We start from the raw sequence: 21,057 nt of genomic DNA, 5'->3' as shown, positions 1-21,057 counted from the left end.
TCGGAGCGCGGGATTGTGCGATTCTATCGGCCGGTCATCCGTCGGCCGATCGTGTTACCGCGTCGCGCCTGCCGAAGGACGCAGGATTCGCGCCGAATCCCGACCGCGTCAGCGCCCGGTGCCGGCGTGGACCACGGCGTCGGCGTCGCCATCGAGTCCATAGGCGGTGTGGACCACGCGCGCCGCTTCGGCGAGATCGTCGCCGCGCACCACGACCGAGATGCGGATCTCGGACGTCGAAATCATCTCGATGTTGATGCCCGCGACGCTCAGCGCCTCGAAGAGCGTCGCCGAGACGCCCGAGTGGGTGCGCATGCCGGCGCCCACGACGGAGAGCTTGCCGATCTGGTCGTCGTGCACGAGGCTCTCGAAGCCGATCTCGGGCTGGTCTCCCGCGAGCGCCTTCAGCGCAGTCGCGGCATCGGTCTTGGGGAGTGTGAAGGAGATGTCGGTGCGCCCCGTGGCCGCCGCGGAGACGTTCTGCACGATCATGTCGACGTTGGCGCCCGACTTCGCGACGACCTTGAAGATCTCGGCGGCCTTGCCGGGGACGTCCGGCACGCCGATGACGGTGATCTTCGCCTGGCTGAGGTCGGTCGCGACGCCCGCGACGATCGGCTCTTCCATCTGTTCTCCTGTCTCACCGTCGGGAAGGGTCATGCCGGGGCCGAGCACGTAGGTCCCGACGCCCGAGCTGAACGTCGAGCGCGCGTGGATGAGCACGCCGTGGCGGCGGGCGTATTCCACCGCGCGGATATAAAGCACCTTGGCGCCGTTGGCGGCGAGCTCGAGCATCTCCTCGGCCGAGACGATGCCGAGCTTGCGGGCCCGCGGGACGACGCGCGGATCGGCCGTGAAGATCCCGTCGACATCGCTGTAGATCTCGCACACGTCGGCCTCGAGCGCCGCCGCGAGGGCGACGGCGGTCGTGTCGGAGCCGCCGCGTCCGAGGGTGGTGATGTCGCGTGTATCGCGGTTGAAGCCCTGGAATCCGGCGACGATCACGATCGCCCCCTCGTCGAGCGCGTCCCGCAGTCGAATGGGCGTGACATCGACGATGCGCGCGGCACCGTGGTCGGCGGTCGTGATCATGCCGGCCTGGCTGCCCGTGAACGAGCGCGCCTCGAAGCCCATCGAGTGGATCGCCATCGCCAGCAGCGCCATGGAGATGCGCTCGCCGCTCGAGAGGAGCATGTCCAGCTCGCGCGGCGCCGGGATGGGCGCCACCTGGGCCGCCAGGTCCAGCAGCTCGTCGGTGGTGTCTCCCATCGCGCTCACGGCGACGACGACGTCGTGGCCAGCGCGTCGGGCGTCCACGATCCGCTTGGCGACGCGTTTGATGCTCTCGGCATCCGCCACCGACGATCCGCCGTACTTCTGGACGATCAGCGCCACGTTCGAACTCCCGGGGGTGCCGTCGGGCGGCACGCAAGCGTCACGGAGGCGAGCGGATGCCGCGCCCCACCCGACCATCTTACGGACGACACCCTCCCCGGCCTGCCATGTGACCGGACACTGCGCGCACCGGGGCGCTAGCATCCACCCCATGGACGCGATCGCGCAGTGGTCGGACTTCCACGTCGCGATGCTCGGCGCGACCGCCGCCCTCGCGGGCCTGGTGATCGTGGCCGCGAGCGTCAACATCGCCGAGATCGTGAAGTCGGCGACCCTCACCTCGCGACTGGCCGCGGCGATCGCGGCCCTGGTCCTCGCGCTCGTGGTCTCGGCGATCGGTCTCGTGCCGGACGTCGCGCCGCTCTGGTACGGCGTGGCGATCCTCGTCGCGACGGCGGGAGCGGCGATCTTCCAGATCCACGCCACGGCACTGATCTTCCGCGACCCGGCGCCCGAAGACCGCGCACGAGTGCTCAAGGCGATGCTCGGCTTCGCGCCGATCCTCTGCTACGGCGTCGCGGGGGTCACGCTGGCGATGGGACACCCCGCCGGTTCGGTCGTCGCCGCGGCGGGCGCGATCCTCGCGATCGTGTCGGCGATCGTGGTGTCGTGGATCGCCCTGGTCGAGGTGCTGCGCTGACGGCGGCGCTCACCGGCGAGGGTCAGCCGGGAGCCACAGGCGGCAGCTCGGCCTCGGGCTCGGCGGCACCGGGGCGGACGAGAGTGCGCTTGCTCAGCACCCCGCCCGTAGCGGCGAGCCAGCAGCCGAGGATCACGAGCGGGAAGCCGATGAGCAGACCGAGGGTGAGGGCCTCGCCGAGGATGATCGTGCCGAGGACGATGGCCACGACCGGATTGACATAGGTGAACAGCGGGGCTCGTGCGGGCCCGACGCGGGCGATGAGCGCGAAGAACACGATGAAGGCCACGGCGGTGCACAGCACCCCCAGGAGCACGAGCGCGACGGTCGCGTCGACGGTCGGCACCTCGTGCTGGGTGAGCGCGCCGATCGGCAGATAGAACAGCCCCACGGCGAACAGCGAGAGGGTGATCGTGCCGAGCGCGGGAACGCCGCTGAGCTTGTGGGCGACGATGAACGGCGCGATGGCGTAGCAGACGGCCACGAGGAGCACCTCGCCGACGGCGAGCAGACCGCCCCCCTCGACCGACAGTCCCGGCCCGGCGACGATCACCGCGACCCCGGCGAACCCCACCACGAGCCCGATCGCGCGGGTGGGTCGGAGCACCGACCGGTCGCCGCCCGTGAAGGCGATCAGGGCGGCGAACAGCGGAACGGTCGCCACGAGCAGACCGGTGAGACCCGAAGGGAGCGTCTGCTCGGCGTGGCTGAGGAGCAGGAACGGGCCGGCCATCTCGATGGCGCCGAACGCGAGGACCCAGCCGATCTTCGAGAAGGCGGGGCGCAACGCCCCCTGCCGAAGCGCGAACGGCAGCAGTATGAGCGCGCCGAGCAGCGTGCGTCCGGCGACGACGGCTGCCGGCGAGTAGGAATCGACCGCCACCTTGATGAACAGGTAGGGGATGCCCCACACGACCGCCATGATCGCGAACAGCACCCACGCCCGCGCGTCGAATCTCTGGACCGTGCCGTTCACGTCGGGTTCCTCATCGCTCCAGCCTCGACTGCGCGCGCCGGGCGGGCGAGACGCTCGACCGCCAATCTACGGCGGACGTCAGACAGACCGTCGGCCCTCGAAGGCCCGGCCGAGGGTCACCTCGTCGGCGTACTCGAGGTCGCCGCCGACGGGCAGACCCGAGGCCAGACGGGTGACGCTGATCTCGAGGGTGTGCAGCAGCCGGCTCAGGTAGGTGGCCGTCGCCTCGCCCTCCAGGTTGGGATTGGTGGCCAGGATGACCTCCTGGACGGTTCCGTCGGCGAGTCGCTGCATCAGCTGCGTGATGCGCAGGTCGTCGGGACCGATGCCCGCGATCGGGCTGATCGCGCCGCCCAGCACGTGGTAAAGGCCACGGAACTCGCGGGTGCGCTCGATGGCGGCGACGTCCTTCGCGTCCTCGACTACGCAGATCAGGCCCCGGTTGCGTCGCGGGTCGCGGCAGATCAAGCAGCGGTCCTGCTCGGAGACGTTGCCGCACACCTCGCAGAAGCGCACCTTTTCTCGCACCTCGGCCAGCAGCTGCGCGAGGTGGGACACGTCGAAGTTCGGCGTCTGCAGGATATGGAACGCGATGCGCTGCGCGGACTTCGGGCCGATGCCGGGGAGTCGCCCGAACTCGTCGATCAGGTCTTGGACGATGCCGTCGTACATGGGCTAGCTGAACCTCGTGGGCGGTTCGTACGGCTCCTCGCGGACGAAGGTCGCTCCGAGCACCTGCCGCACAACCGCCTCGCCGTAGCGCTGCACGCCGCCGTTGCGCGTGGAAACGGTCGGGGGAAGCGGCGGGGCGACGACCGGCGGCACGGGGTCATCCGTCGCGGCGTCCGGCGCCGCAGCTTCGTCGTCGTCGGCTTCGGTGGACGGCTCGACGTCTTCGGGGCGCAGGACCTCGCCCTCGCGAGCGGGCGCCAGCGTCGCGACGCGCGCCCGCGCGGCATCCTCGGGTTCGTCGTCGACGGGGAACTGACCGGGTGCGGACATCGCCGGGCCGGGGTCGGGCGGCGGCGCATCGGCGTCGGTGGGGATCGGCGCGACGGCCCACTCGGTCACGGGGGCTGCGGCTGCCGGCGCCGAGGCACGCGCGGGGGCGGGGCGAGAGGGCGTCTCGGATCGCGCAGGGGGCTGCGCGGGTGGCGCGGGCGGTGAGGCGGGGCCCGCTTGTCCGCCGTGCTTCGCGAGGTACTTCACGCGGACGCCGAGCACGGCCAGGATCGCCTGGCGGAGGTCTTCGCTCGGCCCGCCGCCGGCTGCGCGCTGTTTGAACTTGGCCACATCGGCCTGGCTCGCGAAGGACAGCGTCAGCACGTCGTCGTCGAAGCCCGTGACCTCGGCGCTCGAGGCGAGCAGCCACGAGGTGCGGCTGATGTCTTCGAGGCGCACCAGGACCTCGGGCCAGGCGTCGCGCATGCGCTGCACGGTGACCGGGCCGGTCGGCGCCGGAGCAGCCGAGGCCGGGGAAGGCGCCGGCGGAGCAGCCGTCGGAGCGGCCGGGCCGGCGGACGCCGGAGCAGCCGTCGGAGCGGCCGGGCCGGCGGACGCCGGAGCGGCCGCAGGGGGCGTGTCAGCACCCGGGTCGGCAGCGTCGGCGGGAACCTCCAGGGGACGGCCGACCTCGACGGGGGCCGCGCCTCCTGACGCGGGCGGAGCCGCCCGCTCGACGACTGCCGGAGTCGCGTCGGAAGGGCGCTCGGGGCCGGGCGCTGCGCGCTCGACCACGGCCGCGGCGCGAGCGACTTCGGGAGCGGCGGGGGCCGCGGCATCCGTCGCCCGAGCCATCACGCGGGCGACCATGAGCTCGAGTTGCAGGCGGGGCGACGTGGCGCCGGTCATGTCGTCGAGGGTGGAGATGACGAGGTCGGCGATCGCCGAGAGCCGGGCGGTGCCGAAAGCGTCCGCTTGACGCTGCATGCGCGCGAGATCTTCATCGGAGACTCCGCGCAGCACGGCGGCCGCCCCCTGGCCGGTGGCGGACACGATGATCAGGTCGCGCAGGCGCTCGAGCAGGTCGTCGACGAAGCGGCGGGGGTCCTGACCGGTCTGGATGACGCGGTCGACGGCGCTGAACGCGGCCCCCGCGTCGCCGCCGGCGAACGCGTCGACGACTTCGTCGAGGAGCTCGGCGTGGGTGTAGCCGAGCAGGGAGACCGCCCGCTCGTAGCGCACGGTGCCGTCTTCGGATCCTGCGATGAGCTGATCGAGGAGCGAGAGCGTGTCGCGGGGCGACCCGCCGCCGGCGCGGACGACGAGCGGAAGCACGCCGGCCTCGACCTCGACGCCCTCCTGCACGCACAGCGACTGGACGTACTCGAGCATGGCGCCGGGCGGGACCAGACGGAACGGATAGTGGTGGGTCCGCGAGCGGATCGTGCCGATGACCTTCTCGGGCTCGGTCGTGGCGAAGATGAACTTGACGTGATCGGGGGGCTCCTCGACCAGCTTCAGCAGGGCATTGAAGCCCTGCGGCGTCACCATGTGCGCCTCGTCGAGGATGAAGATCTTGTAGCGATCGCGCGCCGGCGCGAACACTGCCCGTTCGCGCAAGTCGCGCGCGTCGTCGACGCCGTTGTGGCTCGCCGCGTCGATCTCGACGACGTCGAGCGAGCCGCCGCCGCCGCGCCCGAGCTCGATGCAGCTGTCGCACGTGCCGCACGGGGTGTCGGTCGGACCCTCGGCGCAGTTCAGGCACCGCGCCAGGATGCGCGCGGACGTCGTCTTGCCGCAGCCGCGCGGACCCGAGAACAGGTAGGCGTGCCCCACGCGGTCGCCGCGCAGGGCTGTCATCAGCGGCTCGGTGACCTGCGCCTGGCCGATCATCTCGCCGAACGACTCGGGCCGGTAGCGGCGGTAGAGGGCGGTGGTCACCCCGACAGCCTACGGCGAAGGACCGACATGCGTCCTCGCGTCACTGGGCGTCCGCACCGTGCTCGATGTCCGCGGCCCCGACGATCACCGGGATCGAGGAGGTGACCGTGGGGACGGAGGCCGACAGGTACGAGCCGTCCTCGCGGCGCACGTCGGTCAGCATGCCGAGCGTCGGGCGTCCGGGGATGACCCGCCCCTGACCCGCGAGGGGCACGGTGACGACCTCGCCGGAGCCGACGACGTAGCCGGTGCCTCGGACGCTGAACCCGACGGGGTCGCCGCCGGATGCCTCGACCCGCAGCTCGTCGCGCGTGACCGTGATGTCCAGCCGTGTCCCGTGCCAGTGCAGCGTGAAGGCCAGCTCCGGCCAGTCGGCGGGCAGGCGCGGGTCGAACGACAGCTCGCCGAAGTGGTCGCGCATGCCTCCGAAGCCCGAGACCAGCGCGGTCCACACGCCGCCGGCGGAGGCGACGTGCACGCCGTCCGCGGCGTTGTGGTGAAGGTCGGCGAGGTCGACGAAGATCGACTGGCGGAAGTACTCCAGTGCGAGGTCCTGGTAGCCGACTTCGGCCGCCAGGATCGCCTGCACCACGGCCGACAGCGTCGAGTCGCCGGTGGTCAGCGGGTCGTAGTACTCGAAGTCGGCGAGCTTGTCCTCGTCGGAGAAGTGGTTGCCCTGCAGGAAGAGGGCGAGCACGACGTCGGCCTGCTTGAGCACCTGGTACCGGTAGATGACCAGCGGGTGGAAGTGCAGCAGCAGCGGCCGCTTGTCGGGCGGCGTGTTCTCGAGGTCCCAGATCTCCCGCTCGAGGAAGACGTGATCCTGCGGGTGGATGCCGAGGGCCGGGCTGAACGGGATGTGCATCGCCTCGGCGGCACGCTCCCACCCCTCGGGCTCGGCGGGGTCCAGGCCCAGGCGGTCGACCATCTTGCGATAGATCTCGCCGTCGAGCTCGGCCATCTCCCGCACCGTGCGCGCCGCGAAGCGCAGGTTGAAGCGCGCCATGACGTTGGTGAAGAGGTTGTCGTTGACGACGGTGGTGTACTCATCGGGACCGGTCACGCCGTGGATGTGGAAGGTCTCCTCCGCCCCGTCGACCGAGCGCCAGAACCCCAGCGTCGCCCACAGCCGCGCGGTCTCGACGGCGATGTCCACGCCCTCACGGTGGAGGAACTCGTCGTCGCCCGTCGCGCGCACGTACTTGGCCAGCGCGAAGCTGACGTCGGCGTTGATGTGGTACTGCGCCGTGCCGGCCGCGTAGTAAGCGGATGCCTCTTCCCCGTTGATCGTGCGCCAGGGGAACAGCGCGCCGTGCTCGTTGAGCTGGAACGCGCGGCGTCGGGCAGCGGGGAGCATGAGGTAGCGCATCCGGAGCGCGTTACGAGCCCACAGCGGAGTCGTGTACGCCAGGAACGGCAGGACGTAGATCTCGGTGTCCCAGAAGTAGTGGCCGCTGTAGCCCGACCCCGTCATGCCCTTCGCAGGCACGCCCATGCCGTCCGCGCGCGCCGCAGCCTGCGCGAGCTGGAAAAGGCACCAGCGCGTCGCCTGCTGCAGATCGTCGTGGCCGCCGATGCGCACGTCCGAGCGCTCCCAGAAGCCGTCGAGCCACGTGCGCTGCGCGGCGAAGAGCGCGGCCACCCCCGTGACGCGCACGCGGTCGAGCGCCCGCCTGCCACGGTCGACGAGTTCGCGCGCGGGAACGCCGCGCGAGGTGTGGTAGCTCACGATCTTGGTCACGCGCACCGGCACACCGGCCTTCGCCTGCACCCGGAAGACGTTCTTGGCGATGTCGGGCTCGACCAGGTAGCGCGAGTCGTACTCGTTCTCGGTCTCCACGGTGTGATCGGCGACGACGGAGATCGTCATCCCCGACTCCCGCACCCGGTACGACAGCGCCGTGCGGTCGCCGTCCTGCCAGTACTCCTGCGGCTCGAGCACGCGCTCGTGCAGCGTCTCGGTCTTGCGAGGGTCGAACCCGGCCCGCTTCGGGCTGGAGGGCGTCCCGCCGTAGACGTCCTCGCCGTCCTGCCGGTTCAGCAGCTGGCAGCTGACCGTCACGGGGGCGTCGGCGTTGAGGACCGTGACCTCGATCGTCATGACGGCCAGGTGCTTCTCCTCGAACGACACCATCCGCTCGAAGTCGATCCGCACGTCCTTTCCCGACGGGGTGACCCACAGGATGTGCCGGCGCAGGACGCCGTCTCGCATGTCGAGCACCCGCTCGTACTCGCGGACGTCGGCGAGGTCGAGCGACAGCGGCTCGTCGTCCACGTACACGCGCATCACCTTCGCGTCCGGCGCGTTGATGATCGTCTGTCCCACCTCGGCGAATCCGTACGCCTGCTCGGCGTGACGGATGGGGAAGGTCTCGTGGAACCCGTTGACGAAGGTGCCGTGCTCCTGCGCGTGACGACCCTCGGGGTGATTGCCGCGCATGCCGAGGTAGCCGTTGCCCACCGAGAACAGGGTCTCCGTGACGCCGACGTCGTCGAGATCGAACGCGGTCTCGACGAGACGCCACGGGTCGACGGGGAAGCGATCGCGATCGATCATGCGGTGTGCTCCTCAGCGGGGTCGGAAGGGGTTGCGGCGACGAACTCCGCCAGATCTCTGACGACGACGTGGGCCCCCGCATGACGCAGGTCCTCCTCGCCGGCTCCGCGATCGACGCCGACCACGAGGGCGAATCCGCCCGACGCCGCCGAGGCGACTCCGCTCAGCGCGTCCTCGACGGCGGCGCTCCGCGCGGGATCGACGTTCAGCATGCGCGCGGCTTCGACGAAGACGTCCGGGGCGGGCTTGGACGCGAGGTGGTCGCGTTCGGCGATGACCCCGTCCATCACGACGGCGAACCGGTCGCGGATGCCCGCGGCCTTGAGCACCTCTTCGGCGTTCTTCGAGCTCGACACGACGGCGACGGTCGTGCCCGCCGCGGCGAGCGCGTCCAGCAGCGCGAGGGAACCGGGGTAGGGCGCGATGCCCTCGGCGCGCAGGACGCGCTCGAAGACCACGTTCTTGCGGTTGCCGATCCCGCACACGGTGTCGGCTGTCACGGGGTCGGACGGATCACCCCAGGGAACCTCGACGTCACGCGAGCGCAGCAGTGCCGCCACGCCGTCGTACCGTTTCTTGCCGTCGAGGTGGTCGAAGTAGTCGCGCTCGGTGTACGGCGGAGTGATCTCCCACGTCGCGAAGAGCTCCGTGAACATCGTCTCCCACGCGTGCATGTGCGCTTCCGCGGTGGGCGTGAGGACCCCGTCGAGGTCGAACAGGACGGCGTCGTAGGCGGTGAGATCGGGCAGGGAATCCATCGTCACTCCCCCAGCGTAACGAGCCGCGGGTCACCCGCGTGAGACGCCGAGCGTCTGCCGCGCGATCTCGAGCTCCTCGTCGGTCGGAACCACGAGCACGGCGACAGCCGAAGCATCCGTCGAGATGCGCCGGATGCCGCGTCCCGGCGCGAGATTGCGCTCCTCGTCGACCTCGATCCCGGCGAAGCCGAGCGTGTCGAGCGCTCTCGCGCGAACGAGGGGCGCGTTCTCTCCGACACCGGCGGTGAAGGAGATCACGTCGGCGCCGCCGAGCTGCGCCAGGTACGCGCCGGCGTATGCCCGCAGGCGGTGGACGTACACCTCGAAGGCCAGGCGCGCCCGCTCATCCCCGCTCGCGACGGCGGCGCGGATGTCGCGGAGGTCGGAGGACCCTGCGAGCCCCAGCATCCCGCTGCGCTTGTTGAGGAGGTCGTCGAGCTGATCGATGGACATGCCCTCGCGGCGCGCGAGATGGAACAGCACCGCCGGGTCGAGATCGCCCGAGCGCGTGCCCATCACCAGGCCCTCGAGCGGCGTGAACCCCATCGAGGTCTCCACTGACCGGCCGCGGTCGATCGCGGTGACGGACGCGCCGTTGCCGAGGTGGAACACGATCTGCTTGAGTTCGCCGACGGGGCGGCCGAGGAAGGCGGCGGCGGCCTCGCTGACGAACTTGTGCGACGTGCCGTGGAATCCGTAGCGCCGGATGCGATGGGATGCCGCGAGCTCGGCGTCGATCGCATACGTGTAGGCCTCGGGCGCCAGGGTCTGATGGAAGGCGGTGTCGAACACCGCGACGTGCGGGACGTCGCCGAACGCGCGCTTCGCGGCGCGGATCCCGGCGAGATTGGCGGGGTTGTGCAGCGGCGCGAGCACCGAGAGGTCGTCGATGTTGATCTCGACGAGGGGGGTGATCAGCGTCGGCTCGAAGAAGCGGTCGCCGCCATGGACGACGCGATGGCCCACCGCCACGGGAGCGTGATCCTCCAGCGAGGGTCCGTCCTGCGCGAACGCCTCGAGCATCACTCCGAAGCCGGCTGTGTGGTCGGCGATCGGCAGCTCGCGCGAGGAGGTCGCATCCGTGAAGGTCGCGCCGCCTCCGTCGGGTGCGGGTGCGCGCACCGTGTGGGTGGCACGACCCATCGCCTCGCCGATGCGCTCGACGAGGCCCGACGCGAGGGTGGCCTCGGCATCCATGTCGATCAGCTGGTACTTGAACGAGGAGGACCCCGAGTTGATCACGAGCACGGGAGTCACGCCGATGCCTCCCCCTGGGCCTGGATGGCGGTGATGGCGATCGTGTTGACGATGTCGTCGACCAGCGCCCCACGGGAGAGGTCGTTGATCGGCTTGTTGAGACCCTGGAGGACCGGGCCGATCGCCACCGCGCCCGCCGAGCGCTGAACCGCCTTGTAGGTGTTGTTGCCGGTGTTCAGGTCGGGGAAGACGAACACCGTCGCGCGTCCCGCGACCTGGGAGCCGGGCATCTTCGCTGCGGCGACGGCGGCATCGGCGGCGGCGTCATACTGGATGGGCCCCTCCACCGGCAGCTCCGGCGCCCGCTCGCGCACGAGTGCCGTCGCGGCGCGGACCTTCTCGACGTCCGCCCCGGAGCCGGACTCGCCGGTGGAGTAGGACAGCATGGCGATCCGCGGCTCGATCCCGAACTGGGCCGCCGTCGCCGCCGAGGAGATCGCGATGTCCGCGAGCTGCTCGCTCGTCGGATCCGGGATGACCGCGCAGTCGCCGTAGACGAGGACGCGATCGGCGAGCGCCATCAGGAACACGCTGGAGACCACGGACACACCCGGCTTGGTCTTGATGATCTCGAATGCGGGGCGGATCGTGTGCGCGGTGGTGTGGGCTGCTCCCGAGACCATGCCGTCGGCGAGGCCCAGGTGCACCATCAGCGTGCCGAAGTACGACACATCGGTCACGGTGTCGGAGGCCTGGGCGACCGTGACCCCCTTGTGCGCGCGAAGCCGGGCGTACTCCTCGGCGAACTTGTGGACGTGCACGGCGTCGAACGGGGACAGCACGTCGGCGGCGTGGATGTCGATGCCGAGCTCGATCGCGCGGGCGCGGACCTCGATCGGCTCGCCGAGGATCGTGAGGTCGGCGATGCCGCGCTTGAGCACGGTCGCAGCGGCGCGCAGCACGCGGTCGTCGTCGCCCTCGGGCAGGACGATGCGCTTGCGCTGGGCGCGGGCCCGGTCGATGAGCTGGAATTCGAACATGAGGGGCGTGACGACCGTCGCCCGCGCGACGCCGAAGGCCTCGAGGAGCTCATCGGTGTCGACGTTCTGCTCGAACAGCGCGAGGGCGGTGTCGTAGCGCCGCTGGGAGTCGGCGGCCAGCCGTCCGCGGGTGTTCATGATGCGCGCGGCGGTCTCGTACGTGCCGAGGTCGGTCGTGATGATCGGCACGTTGGAGTGGAGACCGTCCAGCAGACGCGTGACCGGCTCAGGCAGTTCGAACCCGCCGTTGAGCACGATGCCCGAGATCGAGGGGAACGTCCCCGACGCGTTCGCGAGAAGGGTCGCGAGCAGCACTTCGGACCGGTCGGCGGGGATGACCACCACGGCGCCTTCGAGCAGGCGCGGCAGCACGTTGACCATCGACATGCCCGCGACCACGACTCCGAGGGCCTCGCGCGTGAGCCGGTCGGGGTCGCCGGCCAGGAGCTCGCCGCCGACGGCGCGCATGATGCCGCGGATCGACGGTGCCACGAGGTAGCGGTCCTCGGGGATCGCCCAGACCGGGATCCGGTCGGCCGCGGGGCGCCCGGATGCCGCGAGCGCGGCCCGGATCGCGGCGATCGTGCCGGTGGACTCCGCGGGCTCGGCGCGGTTGGCGACGATCGCGAAGAGCTCCGCCCGGCCGTGCGCGAGCTCCGTCAGCGCCAGCGCGGCGATCTGCCCCATCTCGGCAGGGGTGCGCGGGAGTGAGGACCCGAGCTGCTCTGGCTGGGTCTGCCCCTGCGCCGACCGTCCGCCGAGCACGAGCAGCACCGGCGCGCCGAGATTCGCCGCGATGCGGGCGTTGTAGGCGAGCTCGGCAGGGCTTCCGACGTCCGTGTAGTCGCTCCCGAGCACCACGACGGCATCGCACTGAGCCTCGACCGCTTTGTACCGCTCGACGATCGTCGCGAGTGCGGCATCCGGGTCGTTCCTGACGTCGTCGTAGGTGACGCCCACGCACTCGTCGTAGGAGAGGTCGACGCCGTCGTGGTCGAGCAGCATCTCGAGCACGTAGTCGCGCTCGACGGTGGAACGGGCGATCGCCCGGAACACGCCCACGCGGGGGGTCGCGTGGCTGAGCGCGTCGAGCACTCCCAGCGCGACCGTGGACTTGCCCGAATGACCCTCCGCCGACGTGATGAAGATGCTCCGTGCCACAGCACCAGCCTAGGGGCGGGCACCTGCGCTCGGGCAGGGCGCCCGGGCCGCGGGTACGCTCGAGGGCCATGGACGCCCCTCGCCCCGGAATCGATGTCCCCGACCACCGCGGCCGCATCGGTCTGGACCGCATCGGCCGCGACCTCGATCGCAATCCGGACGTCAAGGTGACGGACGTGGAGGTCCTCGCCGCCGCGTGGCACGTGCTGCGACGCACGACGCTGGAGTACCGGGGTCCGTCCGGCCGGTGGGAGGTGCAGCAGCGCGAGACCTACGACCGCGGCAACGGCGCGACGATCCTCCTCTACGACCCCGCGCGTCGCACCGTGCTGCTCACCCGCCAGTTCCGCTATCCCGTCTACGTCAACGACCACCCCGACGGGATGCTGATCGAGACGGCGGCCGGGCTGCTGGACGAAGACGACCCGGCCACCGCGATCCGCCGCGAGGCCGTCGAGGAGACGGGCGTGGAGGTGGGCGATCTCGAGCACGTGTGGGACGTCTACATGAGCCCGGGGTCGGTGACCGAGCGGCTGCACTTCTTCGCCGCGCCGTACGACGGCGGCGCGATGGCGGGGCGCCGGGCCGGACTCGCCGAGGAGGGCGAGCACATCGAGCTCGTCGAGCTGGGGATCGACGAGGCGCTGCAGATGGTCCGGGAGGGCCGCATCCAGGACGCCAAGACGATCATGCTGCTGCAGTGGGCGGTGCTCGACGGCCCCTTCGCCCGAGGCGCCGCCGGGGAAAAGTAAGACTCTCCGCGAACCCGGCAGAGCCTGGTTACCCTTGCTACGTTTCCGTCCTGGGGGAGTTGGCCTGGATGCCGCCTCGCGGAGAGCTGCCACCAGTCTAACCGTTCGGCGAGCCGCACCGCGCCCCGCCCGGTGCGGTCCGGAGTCCCCCAGGCTTCTCCCAGGCCCCCGGCGACTCCCGCGTTGTTACGATCGACGGGTGGGCGGGCGCCGTGGCCCGCGCTGGGGACGACCCGCCGGAAGGCGGCCGAGGAGGTCTCGATGACGGATGCCGCAGTGACCGAGTCGACCGGCGCCTTGACCGCCGAGTCCTTCGCGCGAACGACCGAGGCGATCCTCGCGTCGGTGAGCGGTGTCATCGACGGCAAGCCGGAAGCCGTGCGCAGCGCGCTGGTGTGCCTGCTCGCCGAGGGTCATCTGCTCATCGAGGATGTGCCCGGCGTCGGCAAGACCATGCTCGCCCGCGCACTGGCCGCCTCCGTCGACGCCACGGTCCGCCGCATCCAGTTCACTCCCGATCTGCTGCCCGGCGACGTCACCGGCGTGAGCGTCTTCAATCCCGTCGAGCGCGAGTTCGAGTTCAAGCCGGGTGCGATCTTCGCCAACATCGTCATCGCCGACGAGATCAACCGCTCCTCCCCCAAGACGCAGTCGGCGCTGCTGGAGGCGATGGAGGAGGGCCAGGTCACCGTGGACGGGCGCACGCACCCGCTGCCCGCGCCCTTCCTCGTCGTGGCCACCCAGAATCCGCTCGAGATGGAGGGCACGTACGCGCTTCCGGAGGCGCAGCGCGATCGGTTCATGATGCGCATCTCGATGGGCTATCCGGATCAGCGCTCCGAGGCCCTCATGCTCCGCCAGCGCGACACCCGCAACCCGCTCGACCAGCTGTCCCCGGTGCTGTCGGCCGCGCGGGTGACCGATCTCATCGCGTGGGCGCGCGCGGTGCACGTGGCTCCGACGATCGAGGACTACGCGGTGGCCCTCGCCCATGCGACCCGCACGCACGCCGACCTGCGCCTCGGCGCCAGCCCGCGCGCGACGCTGCAGCTGGTGAGGGCGGCCAAGGTCTGGGCGGCCCTGGACGGGCGGGGATTCGTGATCCCCGACGACATCACGGCCCTGCTCGCCCCGGTCTTCGCCCACCGTCTCATCCCGAGCCGTTCGGCGGGCGGCGCGCGAGCCCGCGGCGCGGCCGACGCCGTCACGACGATCATCGAGCGCATCGCCGGGAGCGTCCGCGTCCCGATCGCCGCCCGTCAGTGAGGCCGCGATGAGACGCCTGTGGCCCTTGACCGTGCGAGGCACGGGCGCGCTCATCCTCGCGATCGCGTGCTTCGTGACGGCGAACGAGTTCGGGGTCACCGAGCTGATGTACTTCGGCATCCTGCTCGTCGCCGTGATCGTGGCCAGCGTCGCATCGCTCTACCTGTCGCGTCGGTCCGACGTCGTGACGCGATCGCTCACCCCGGATGTCGCGACGGTCGGGCGGGAGTCGCTGGTATCGGTGACCGTGGGAGTGCGGACCGCCCTGCCGACGCCGCCCGGGGTGTGGCAGGACGTGCTGCCCAAGGGCCTGCGCGGCAAGGCCGAGGGGGTCTTCCCGGCGCTCGGATCGGGGCTGCGACGAAGCGACCGGGTCGTGGAGCTGTCGTACGTGGTGACGGGAGCGAAGCGCGGCGTGCACCCGATCGGACCCCTTTCGGTGCAGTCCACCGACCCGTTCGGCCTCGCCCGCCGCCGGACCACGTTCGGCCAGCGGACACTCGTGACCGTCGCCCCGGCGCTCGTCGATCTTCCTCCGCTCACCGACTTCGCGGGCGAGTCCGGCGGAACCCTCCACACCACGACGAACCAGCTCGGGCAGGGCGCGGACAACCTCGTCGCGCGCCCCTACGCGCCGGGCGATTCGATGCGGCGCATCCATTGGCGAGCCACGGCGCACCGCGATGAGCTCATGGTGCGGCAGGAGGAGCAGGAGTCCACTCCCGAGGCGAGCGTCGTGCTCGACCGCGGTGCGCTGCGGTGGGCGACCGAGGCGCTCCAGGCGCCCGGCGGCGACCCCGGGTTCGAGGCGGCCGTGTCGGCGTGCGTTTCCGCGGTTGCGCGACTCGTCCACGACGGGTACGCCGTCGAGGTGCTCGACAGCGACGGGGCCGTTTTGGCCGAGCGGATCGACGGCGGCGACATGACGGAGGTCGAGGTGCTGCTGTCGCACTTCGCCACGTTGACGGCCCGGCGCGACGACTCCCTCGGCCGCCTCCCCCGGCTCTTCGCGGGCATCATGACCGGACCGGTCGTGGTGATCACCGGAAGACTGGATGCCTCGGACGCCGACGTCCTCACGCCGATCGTCCACCACAGCACGCTGCCGATGCTGTTCTCGGTGTCACCCGTCGGCAACGCGCTGGACCGCGCGGCCGATGCCGGGTGGCGCGTGGGCGCGATCGATCCCGAAGGCGATCTCGCGGCGGTGTGGGCGGGCGCCGTCGGGCGAGGGGTGAGCCATGTCCTCGGCTGACTCTTCGGGGCGCGCGGCCCGCCGCGGCGGCGAGCTCATCCTCACGCTCGCGCTCCTGGCGGCGCTGCTGGCCGCGCTCCTGCCGGTGATGCGGGTCGTGAAGCCCGGCGGCTGGCTCCTGGGCGCGGTGCTGCTGGCGACGGCGGTGCTCGCGGCCGGTTTCGTCGCGCGCCGCTTCCGGCTCCCCGCGGTCGCGGTCAGCCTCATCGAAGCGGGTGTGTGGGTCGCGTTCATGACCGTCGTGTTCCTGCGCCACACCGCCCTGCTCTGGGTCGTTCCGACACCCGAGACCTTCGAAGCGGTTCCGCCGCTCTTCGACGAGGCGATCGAGCGGATCACGTTCGGCGCCGCGCCGCTGGACGATCACCCCTCGCTCGCGTTCCTCATCGTCGGCTCGATGGGCCTGCTCGCGATCATCGTCGACCACGTCGTCCTCACCGCGCGGATGCCGCTGCTCGCATCGATCGGGATCGTCGCGGTGTCGCTGATCCCGGCGATCGCGGTCCCGCGGCAGGTGGACGTGATGGCCTTCGTGTTCCTGGCCGTCGCGATCCTCTTCCTGATCCGCGCCGAGACGCGATCACGCGAACGCCCGCTCGAGCGCGAGTCGGAGCGGGCGGCCGGCGTCCCCGCGACGGCTGTGGGCATCGGGGCGATCGCCGTCGTCGTCGCCGTCGTCGCCACGCCCCTCCTCCCCCAGCCGGCGGTGCGTGCCGGCGGCGGGCTCGGACCGGGCCCGGGGATCGATGCGACTCTTCAGCTCGGTGACGATCTGCGCCGTCCGGAGGAGATCGAGGTGCTGCGGGTGCGCACCGACGCGCAGTCGGCGCCGTACCTGCGGGCCACGACGCTCTCGCGTTTCGAAGGCGGGATCTGGGAGCCCGACCAGGTGCGCACGGTGCCGCTCGACAGCGAGCTGGGTCTCGGCAGCGTCGCCGTGGGGCCGGACGTCCGCGTCACCGAGACGACCACATCGGTGGAGGTGGTGAATCTGGCGTCGGTATGGCTGCCGGTGTCGTTCCCGGCCGTGTCGGTGAGCGGGCTCGACGGACGCTGGGCCGCGGTCCCGTACAACCGCACGGTCATCTCCCAGTCGGGGTCGACGCAGGGCCAGGCGTACGAGGTCGTCGCCAATGTCCCGCGTCCGTCGCTCGAGCAGATCCGCCAGTTCAACGCCGGTGGTCCCGAGCTCCGCGACCAGACCACCTCGCTCCCGCCCGAGACGCCCGACATCATCATCGACCTCGCAGCCGAGGTGACGGCGGGCGCCGACAACGACTACGACCGGCTGATCGCGCTGCAGCGCTGGTTCCGCGGCGGGGAGTTCCGCTACTCGCTCGAGGCTCCCGTCGAGGAGGGCTTCGACGGCAGCGGCGCCGAGGCGGTCGCGGAGTTCCTCGAGCAGCGGGAGGGCTACTGCATCCACTTCGCCTCCGCGTTCGCACTGATGGCCCGTTCCCTGCACATGCCCACGCGCATCGTGGTGGGGTACCTGCCGGGCGTGGCGACGACGGACGTCGTGGACTCGCAGACGGTGTACTCGGTCTCCAGCTCGCTGCTGCACGCGTGGCCGGAAGTGTACTTCGACAATGTCGGCTGGGTGCCGTTCGAGCCGACGGCGGGCCTGGGCGTCCCGACGGCGTTCTCGCCCGCGGCATCCCTCCCGGGCGATCCCGACGACCCGTCGACGGCGACGCCCGGGGCGACCCCGGCGCCGACGTCGACGCCCACGGCGGACCCGAACAGCCCGATCGATCCACGCGACGAGGCACTGCCCGGGACACCGCTCGGCGGGGCGAATCCGCTGCCGTCACTCGGCGTGGCGCTGCTGATCCTCCTGCTGCTGGCCGTGCCGTTCCTCGTGAGCGAGCTGCGGCGGCGGCAGCTGACGGCGGCGGGCCGGGGCGGCGATGCCGCTGCGGCGTGGACGCTCGCGCAGGACGCGGCGATCGACGTCGGCATCGCGGTGCCCGCGAGCGAGAGCCCGCGCAGTTTCGCCCAGCGCCTCGTCGACCTGCACGGCGCCTCGCCGGAAGACCTGGAGACCCTGGTGCGCGCGATCGAGCGCGCGTCTTATGCGCCGACGGGCGCGCGGGACTACTGGCTGGGGGACGCGGCGACGGATGCTGCCACCGCCGTGCGCAGGCAGCTGCTGGCCGCGGCGCCTGCCTCCCGGCGGATCTTGGCCGTGATCGCCCCGCGGTCGCTCATCGTCCGTCCGGGCAGCGTCTACGCAGGAGGCGCTCCGGCGACCAGGTAGGATGTTCCGTGGCCCTCCGGGGCCCAGGAGGATTCGCCTAGTGGCCTATGGCGCACGCTTGGAAAGCGTGTTGGGTGCAAGCCCTCAGGGGTTCGAATCCCCTATCCTCCGCAACGCGTGAAGGGCCGTCCCGAAGGGGCGGCCCTTCACGCGTTACTCGGCAGAGTGATTCGAGGAGGAGGCCCGCTCTGGCGGGCCGACGGAGTCCCCTATCCTCCGCAACGCCAGAGCGATTCGAGGAGGAGCCTCGCGCAGGGGGGCGACTGCCCTGGCTACCGGTGTACGATCGCGATGAAGGCACCGGGACCCAGCGCCTCTTCAGTCCGATTCGAACGGCGGGGAGCGATGTCCAGCACAGCCGGCGACGTTCCCCCACACGATGCCTTCTCGCTCGCCGCCGCCGCACTCGTCCGCGAGGGAGGCGTCGATCTGTGCTCGCCGCTGAGAGACGCCGTCGCGATGGCCGGCGCGGTGATCACCACCCTCGGGTCACCCATGGGTTCGCAGACGGTGTGCGCCAGCACGAGCCTCGGTGCACGCATCGCCGAGATCCAGATCGACCTCGGCGAAGGCCCGTCGTGGGAGGCCTTGCGCTCCCGGCGGCCGGTCGCGGCATCCGATCTTCAGCTCGACGGAGGAGAGATGTGGCCAGCCGCGTGGGCGAGTCTTCAGGAGCTCGCCGTGGGGTCGCTCTATGCGTTCCCGCTCTTCATCGGCACGGTCGGTATCGGGTCCATCGCTCTCTACTCGATGGTTGCCCGCGAGTTGTCCGGCGCTGATGTCTCCGCGATGAGCCGGCTTGCCGTGATCGTCTCCGGCACCCTCCTGCGCCGGGCGCTGCACAGTCTCGAGGCGACAGACCATCCGGCAGCCGACGAGCCGTTCTCGCGCCGGGAGGTGCATCAGGCGACCGGCATGGTCGCGGCGCGGAACGGGATCGGCGTGGATGACGCACTCCTGCTACTCCGCGGCCACGCGTACGCGGTGGGCCGACCGGTGCGAGACGTCGCGCTCGATGTCATCGCTCGGCGACTCGACCTCACCCTGTGACACGCCAGAGCTTAGGATGACGACATGACGTCGCTCACCCGCGAGCATCGGCTTCTGGGGACCTTCGTCGCCCTGGCGGACTCGCTGGTCGACGAGTTCGACGTCGTCGATGTGCTCCAGCGGCTCGTGGACGAGTGCATCTCGCTCTTCGATGCGTCCGCCGCCGGGATACTGCTCCTGAGCCCGTCCAATGAGCTCGAGGTGATCGTCTCCACCAGCGAGCGGAGCGAACTCGTCGAGCTGATGCAGCTGCGAGTCGGCGCCGGCCCCTGCGTGGAGGCCGCGACGACCGGGCAGGTCGTCTCTGTGGACGACATCGACCAGATCGCCGACCGCTGGCCGGCATTCGCGGCCGACGCGCGGGCTTCCGGGTTCTCGTCGATCCACGCGATTCCCCTGCGACTGCGGGACTCGACCCTGGGCTCCCTGAACCTGCTGCGCGACGAGCCGGGGACTCTCAACGAGGCGGATGCCGCCGCGGCGCAAGCCCTGGCCGACATCGCCACCATCAGCATCCTTCAGCAGCGGCTGGTCGAGGAGTCCGAGCTCGCAAAGGCTCAGCTCCAGCGCGCGCTGGACAGCCGGGTGGTGATCGAGCAGGCCAAGGGGTATCTCGCTCAGCGCCTCGACATCGACATGGATGAGGCGTTCGCGCGGATCCGGCACCACGCGCGCTCGTCGCAGACACGCATCGGCGTGGTCGCGAGCGAGGTGATCGCCGGCCGCCTCGAACTCTGAGTCCCGAGCTACACGGTCTGCCGCTGGACCAGGAGCGGGCACTCGAACGGATCGCGCTCCCCGAGCCCGACGCGGTTGATGTAGCGCACAACGATCCCGTACGACTGCCAGAGCCCGGTCTCGGTGTAGGGCACGCCGTGCTCGCGGCAGAAGGCGGAGATCATTCCGGATGCCGCGCGCAGGTGCGGACGGGGCATCGACGGGAACAGGTGGTGCTCGATCTGGTAGTTCAGACCGCCCATCGCCGTGTCGAGCCAGCGACCGCCGCGCACGTTGCGGCTCATGAGCACCTGGCGGCGAAGGAAATCGACCTTCACGTCGGCCGGCACGAGGGGCATCCCCTTGTGGTTCGGGGCGAACGACATGCCCATGTAGACGCCGAACAGGCCGAGCTGCACACCGAGGAAGGCGAACGCTATGCCCGGCGAGAGCACGAGGAAGACGAGCGCCCCGTAGCCGACGAGGCGGATCGTGATGAAGGCGATCTCGACGGGGCGCCGGCGGAGCGGCTCGCGCGAGAACACTCGCCGCACGCTCGAAGCGTGCAGCGAGAGCCCTTCCAGCAGCAGGATCGGGAAGAACAGCACCCCCTGATGCGCGATCAGCCAGCGCAACGGCCCGCTGCGGCTGGCGCGCCGGCGGTCGGCCTGCTGCGGGGTGAAGGCGATCACCGGCAGGTCGATGTCGGGATCGCTGCCGATCTTGTTCGGGTTCGCGTGGTGGCGAGTGTGCTTATGCTGCCACCATCCGTAGCTCATCCCGACGAGGAGATTGCCGATGACGAGGGTCGCCCAGTCGTTCCATCGACCCGAGCGGAAGATCTGCCGGTGCGCGGCGTCGTGGCCCAGCATGGCCACCTGCGTGAGCACAACCGCGAGCACGGCCGCGGTCACGAGCTGCCACCACGTGTCGCCGACGACGACGAACGCGACGACGATTCCGACGATGGCGAGCGGCGCGACGATCAGCTTGGTCCAGTAGTAGCCGTAGCGGCGGCGCATCAGGCCGCTCGTCGTGACCAGCTGCGAGAGCTCGGTATAGGCGTTCGGCGTCTTGGGCTCGGTCGATCGAACGGTCGATCGGACGGGGCCCGATGGGAGGACGGTCATTTCGGTACCCCTGTCATCTC

General features: G+C 70.9%; 16 protein-coding genes, 1 tRNA gene and 1 other RNA gene. 8 read left to right on the top strand and 10 right to left on the bottom strand.

The window, feature by feature from the left end; translation table 11 throughout:
- Nucleotides 1–108: 108 nt before the first annotated feature.
- Complete coding sequence (locus ACFQ0P_RS10695) at nucleotides 109–1,395, bottom strand: aspartate kinase (RefSeq protein ID WP_204978693.1); 1,287 nt, start codon at nucleotides 1,393–1,395, stop codon at nucleotides 109–111.
- Between the two features lie 151 nt (nucleotides 1,396–1,546).
- On the opposite strand from ACFQ0P_RS10695, the gene ACFQ0P_RS10690 reads away from it, so the two are divergent.
- On the top strand, nucleotides 1,547–2,035 hold the full coding sequence (locus ACFQ0P_RS10690) for a hypothetical protein (RefSeq protein ID WP_204978692.1): 489 nt from the start codon (nucleotides 1,547–1,549) through the stop codon (nucleotides 2,033–2,035).
- A 22-nt stretch (nucleotides 2,036–2,057) separates the two neighbouring features.
- Here the strand turns inward: ACFQ0P_RS10690 and ACFQ0P_RS10685 are convergent, their stop codons facing one another.
- The 7 genes from ACFQ0P_RS10685 to pta all read right to left on the bottom strand — a co-directional run bounded on the left by ACFQ0P_RS10685 (nucleotide 2,058) and on the right by pta (nucleotide 12,607).
- Nucleotides 2,058–3,011 carry a DMT family transporter gene (locus ACFQ0P_RS10685; RefSeq protein WP_378772129.1) on the bottom strand — a complete coding sequence of 318 codons (954 nt, stop codon included), beginning with the start codon at nucleotides 3,009–3,011 and terminating at the stop codon, nucleotides 2,058–2,060.
- A gap of 78 nt (nucleotides 3,012–3,089) precedes the next feature.
- The gene (recR, locus tag ACFQ0P_RS10680) at nucleotides 3,090–3,683 is read right to left on the bottom strand and encodes a recombination mediator RecR (RefSeq protein ID WP_204978691.1); all 594 of its coding nucleotides are present in this window, start codon (nucleotides 3,681–3,683) and stop codon (nucleotides 3,090–3,092) included.
- 3 nt (nucleotides 3,684–3,686) lie between these two features.
- Entirely contained in the window at nucleotides 3,687–5,894 is a 2,208-nt protein-coding gene (locus tag ACFQ0P_RS10675; protein ID WP_204978690.1) for a DNA polymerase III subunit gamma and tau, read from the bottom strand.
- A gap of 40 nt (nucleotides 5,895–5,934) precedes the next feature.
- Entirely contained in the window at nucleotides 5,935–8,451 is a 2,517-nt protein-coding gene (locus ACFQ0P_RS10670) for a glycoside hydrolase family 65 protein (RefSeq protein ID WP_204978689.1), read from the bottom strand.
- Nucleotides 8,448–9,209, bottom strand: coding sequence for an HAD family hydrolase (locus tag ACFQ0P_RS10665; protein WP_204981351.1), 762 nt, complete (start codon nucleotides 9,207–9,209; stop codon nucleotides 8,448–8,450). The genes ACFQ0P_RS10670 and ACFQ0P_RS10665 overlap by 4 nt, the downstream gene beginning before the upstream one ends.
- Nucleotides 9,210–9,239: 30 nt before the next feature.
- Nucleotides 9,240–10,466 (bottom strand): acetate/propionate family kinase, encoded by a 1,227-nt coding sequence (locus ACFQ0P_RS10660; protein ID WP_204978688.1) that lies wholly within the window; start codon nucleotides 10,464–10,466, stop codon nucleotides 9,240–9,242.
- Entirely contained in the window at nucleotides 10,463–12,607 is a 2,145-nt protein-coding gene (gene pta, locus ACFQ0P_RS10655) for a phosphate acetyltransferase (RefSeq protein ID WP_204978687.1), read from the bottom strand. The genes ACFQ0P_RS10660 and pta overlap by 4 nt, the downstream gene beginning before the upstream one ends.
- Before the next feature lie 68 nt (nucleotides 12,608–12,675).
- Here pta and ACFQ0P_RS10650 point away from each other — a divergent pair, with 68 nt between their 5' ends.
- Entirely contained in the window at nucleotides 12,676–13,359 is a 684-nt protein-coding gene (locus tag ACFQ0P_RS10650; protein WP_204978686.1) for an NUDIX domain-containing protein, read from the top strand.
- Here ACFQ0P_RS10650 and ffs read toward each other — a convergent pair.
- Nucleotides 13,354–13,450: signal recognition particle sRNA small type (ffs, locus tag ACFQ0P_RS10645), an RNA gene on the bottom strand. The two genes, ACFQ0P_RS10650 and ffs, sit on opposite strands and share 6 nt — an antisense overlap.
- 170 nt (nucleotides 13,451–13,620) lie before the next feature.
- Here ffs and ACFQ0P_RS10640 point away from each other — a divergent pair.
- The 6 genes from ACFQ0P_RS10640 to ACFQ0P_RS10615 all read left to right on the top strand — a co-directional run bounded on the left by ACFQ0P_RS10640 (nucleotide 13,621) and on the right by ACFQ0P_RS10615 (nucleotide 19,928).
- On the top strand, nucleotides 13,621–14,625 hold the full coding sequence (locus ACFQ0P_RS10640; protein WP_204978685.1) for an AAA family ATPase: 1,005 nt from the start codon (nucleotides 13,621–13,623) through the stop codon (nucleotides 14,623–14,625).
- A gap of 7 nt (nucleotides 14,626–14,632) precedes the next feature.
- The gene (locus ACFQ0P_RS10635; RefSeq protein ID WP_204978684.1) at nucleotides 14,633–15,880 is read left to right on the top strand and encodes a DUF58 domain-containing protein; all 1,248 of its coding nucleotides are present in this window, start codon (nucleotides 14,633–14,635) and stop codon (nucleotides 15,878–15,880) included.
- On the top strand, nucleotides 15,867–18,140 hold the full coding sequence (locus ACFQ0P_RS10630; protein WP_204978683.1) for a transglutaminase family protein: 2,274 nt from the start codon (nucleotides 15,867–15,869) through the stop codon (nucleotides 18,138–18,140). The genes ACFQ0P_RS10635 and ACFQ0P_RS10630 overlap by 14 nt, the downstream gene beginning before the upstream one ends.
- A 26-nt stretch (nucleotides 18,141–18,166) precedes the next feature.
- Nucleotides 18,167–18,251: transfer RNA gene (locus tag ACFQ0P_RS10625), tRNA-Ser, on the top strand.
- Between the two features lie 234 nt (nucleotides 18,252–18,485).
- On the top strand, nucleotides 18,486–19,190 hold the full coding sequence (locus ACFQ0P_RS10620; RefSeq protein WP_204978682.1) for a GAF and ANTAR domain-containing protein: 705 nt from the start codon (nucleotides 18,486–18,488) through the stop codon (nucleotides 19,188–19,190).
- Nucleotides 19,191–19,214: 24 nt separating this feature from the next.
- On the top strand, nucleotides 19,215–19,928 hold the full coding sequence (locus ACFQ0P_RS10615; RefSeq protein ID WP_204978681.1) for a GAF and ANTAR domain-containing protein: 714 nt from the start codon (nucleotides 19,215–19,217) through the stop codon (nucleotides 19,926–19,928).
- An 8-nt stretch (nucleotides 19,929–19,936) separates the two neighbouring features.
- On the opposite strand, the gene ACFQ0P_RS10610 is transcribed toward ACFQ0P_RS10615, so the two are convergent.
- Nucleotides 19,937–21,037, bottom strand: a complete 1,101-nt coding sequence (locus ACFQ0P_RS10610; protein WP_204978680.1) for a fatty acid desaturase family protein — start codon at nucleotides 21,035–21,037, stop codon at nucleotides 19,937–19,939.
- Between the last annotated feature and the right edge of the window lie 20 nt (nucleotides 21,038–21,057).

It is taken from the genome of Microbacterium insulae (genome assembly GCF_042677065.1).
Classification (GTDB): Bacteria; Actinomycetota; Actinomycetes; order Actinomycetales; family Microbacteriaceae; genus Microbacterium; species Microbacterium insulae.
Note: the sequence above shows the minus strand (reverse complement) of the source record. Positions and strands in the feature narration are given on the sequence as shown.

Bases quoted from the DNA above. Each gene is read 5' to 3' on its own strand.
- ACFQ0P_RS10690 (WP_204978692.1), top strand. From the start codon at position 1,547: ATGGACGCGATCGCGCAGTGGTCGGACTTCCACGTCGCGATGCTCGGC.
- recR (WP_204978691.1), bottom strand. From the start codon at position 3,683: ATGTACGACGGCATCGTCCAAGACCTGATCGACGAGTTCGGGCGACTC.
- ACFQ0P_RS10670 (WP_204978689.1), bottom strand. From the start codon at position 8,451: ATGATCGATCGCGATCGCTTCCCCGTCGACCCGTGGCGTCTCGTCGAG.
- ACFQ0P_RS10665 (WP_204981351.1), bottom strand. From the start codon at position 9,209: ATGGATTCCCTGCCCGATCTCACCGCCTACGACGCCGTCCTGTTCGAC.
- ACFQ0P_RS10650 (WP_204978686.1), top strand. From the start codon at position 12,676: ATGGACGCCCCTCGCCCCGGAATCGATGTCCCCGACCACCGCGGCCGC.
- ACFQ0P_RS10640 (WP_204978685.1), top strand. From the start codon at position 13,621: ATGACGGATGCCGCAGTGACCGAGTCGACCGGCGCCTTGACCGCCGAG.
- ACFQ0P_RS10635 (WP_204978684.1), top strand. From the start codon at position 14,633: ATGAGACGCCTGTGGCCCTTGACCGTGCGAGGCACGGGCGCGCTCATC.
- ACFQ0P_RS10630 (WP_204978683.1), top strand. From the start codon at position 15,867: ATGTCCTCGGCTGACTCTTCGGGGCGCGCGGCCCGCCGCGGCGGCGAG.
- ACFQ0P_RS10620 (WP_204978682.1), top strand. From the start codon at position 18,486: ATGTCCAGCACAGCCGGCGACGTTCCCCCACACGATGCCTTCTCGCTC.
- ACFQ0P_RS10615 (WP_204978681.1), top strand. From the start codon at position 19,215: ATGACGTCGCTCACCCGCGAGCATCGGCTTCTGGGGACCTTCGTCGCC.
- ACFQ0P_RS10610 (WP_204978680.1), bottom strand. From the start codon at position 21,037: ATGACCGTCCTCCCATCGGGCCCCGTCCGATCGACCGTTCGATCGACC.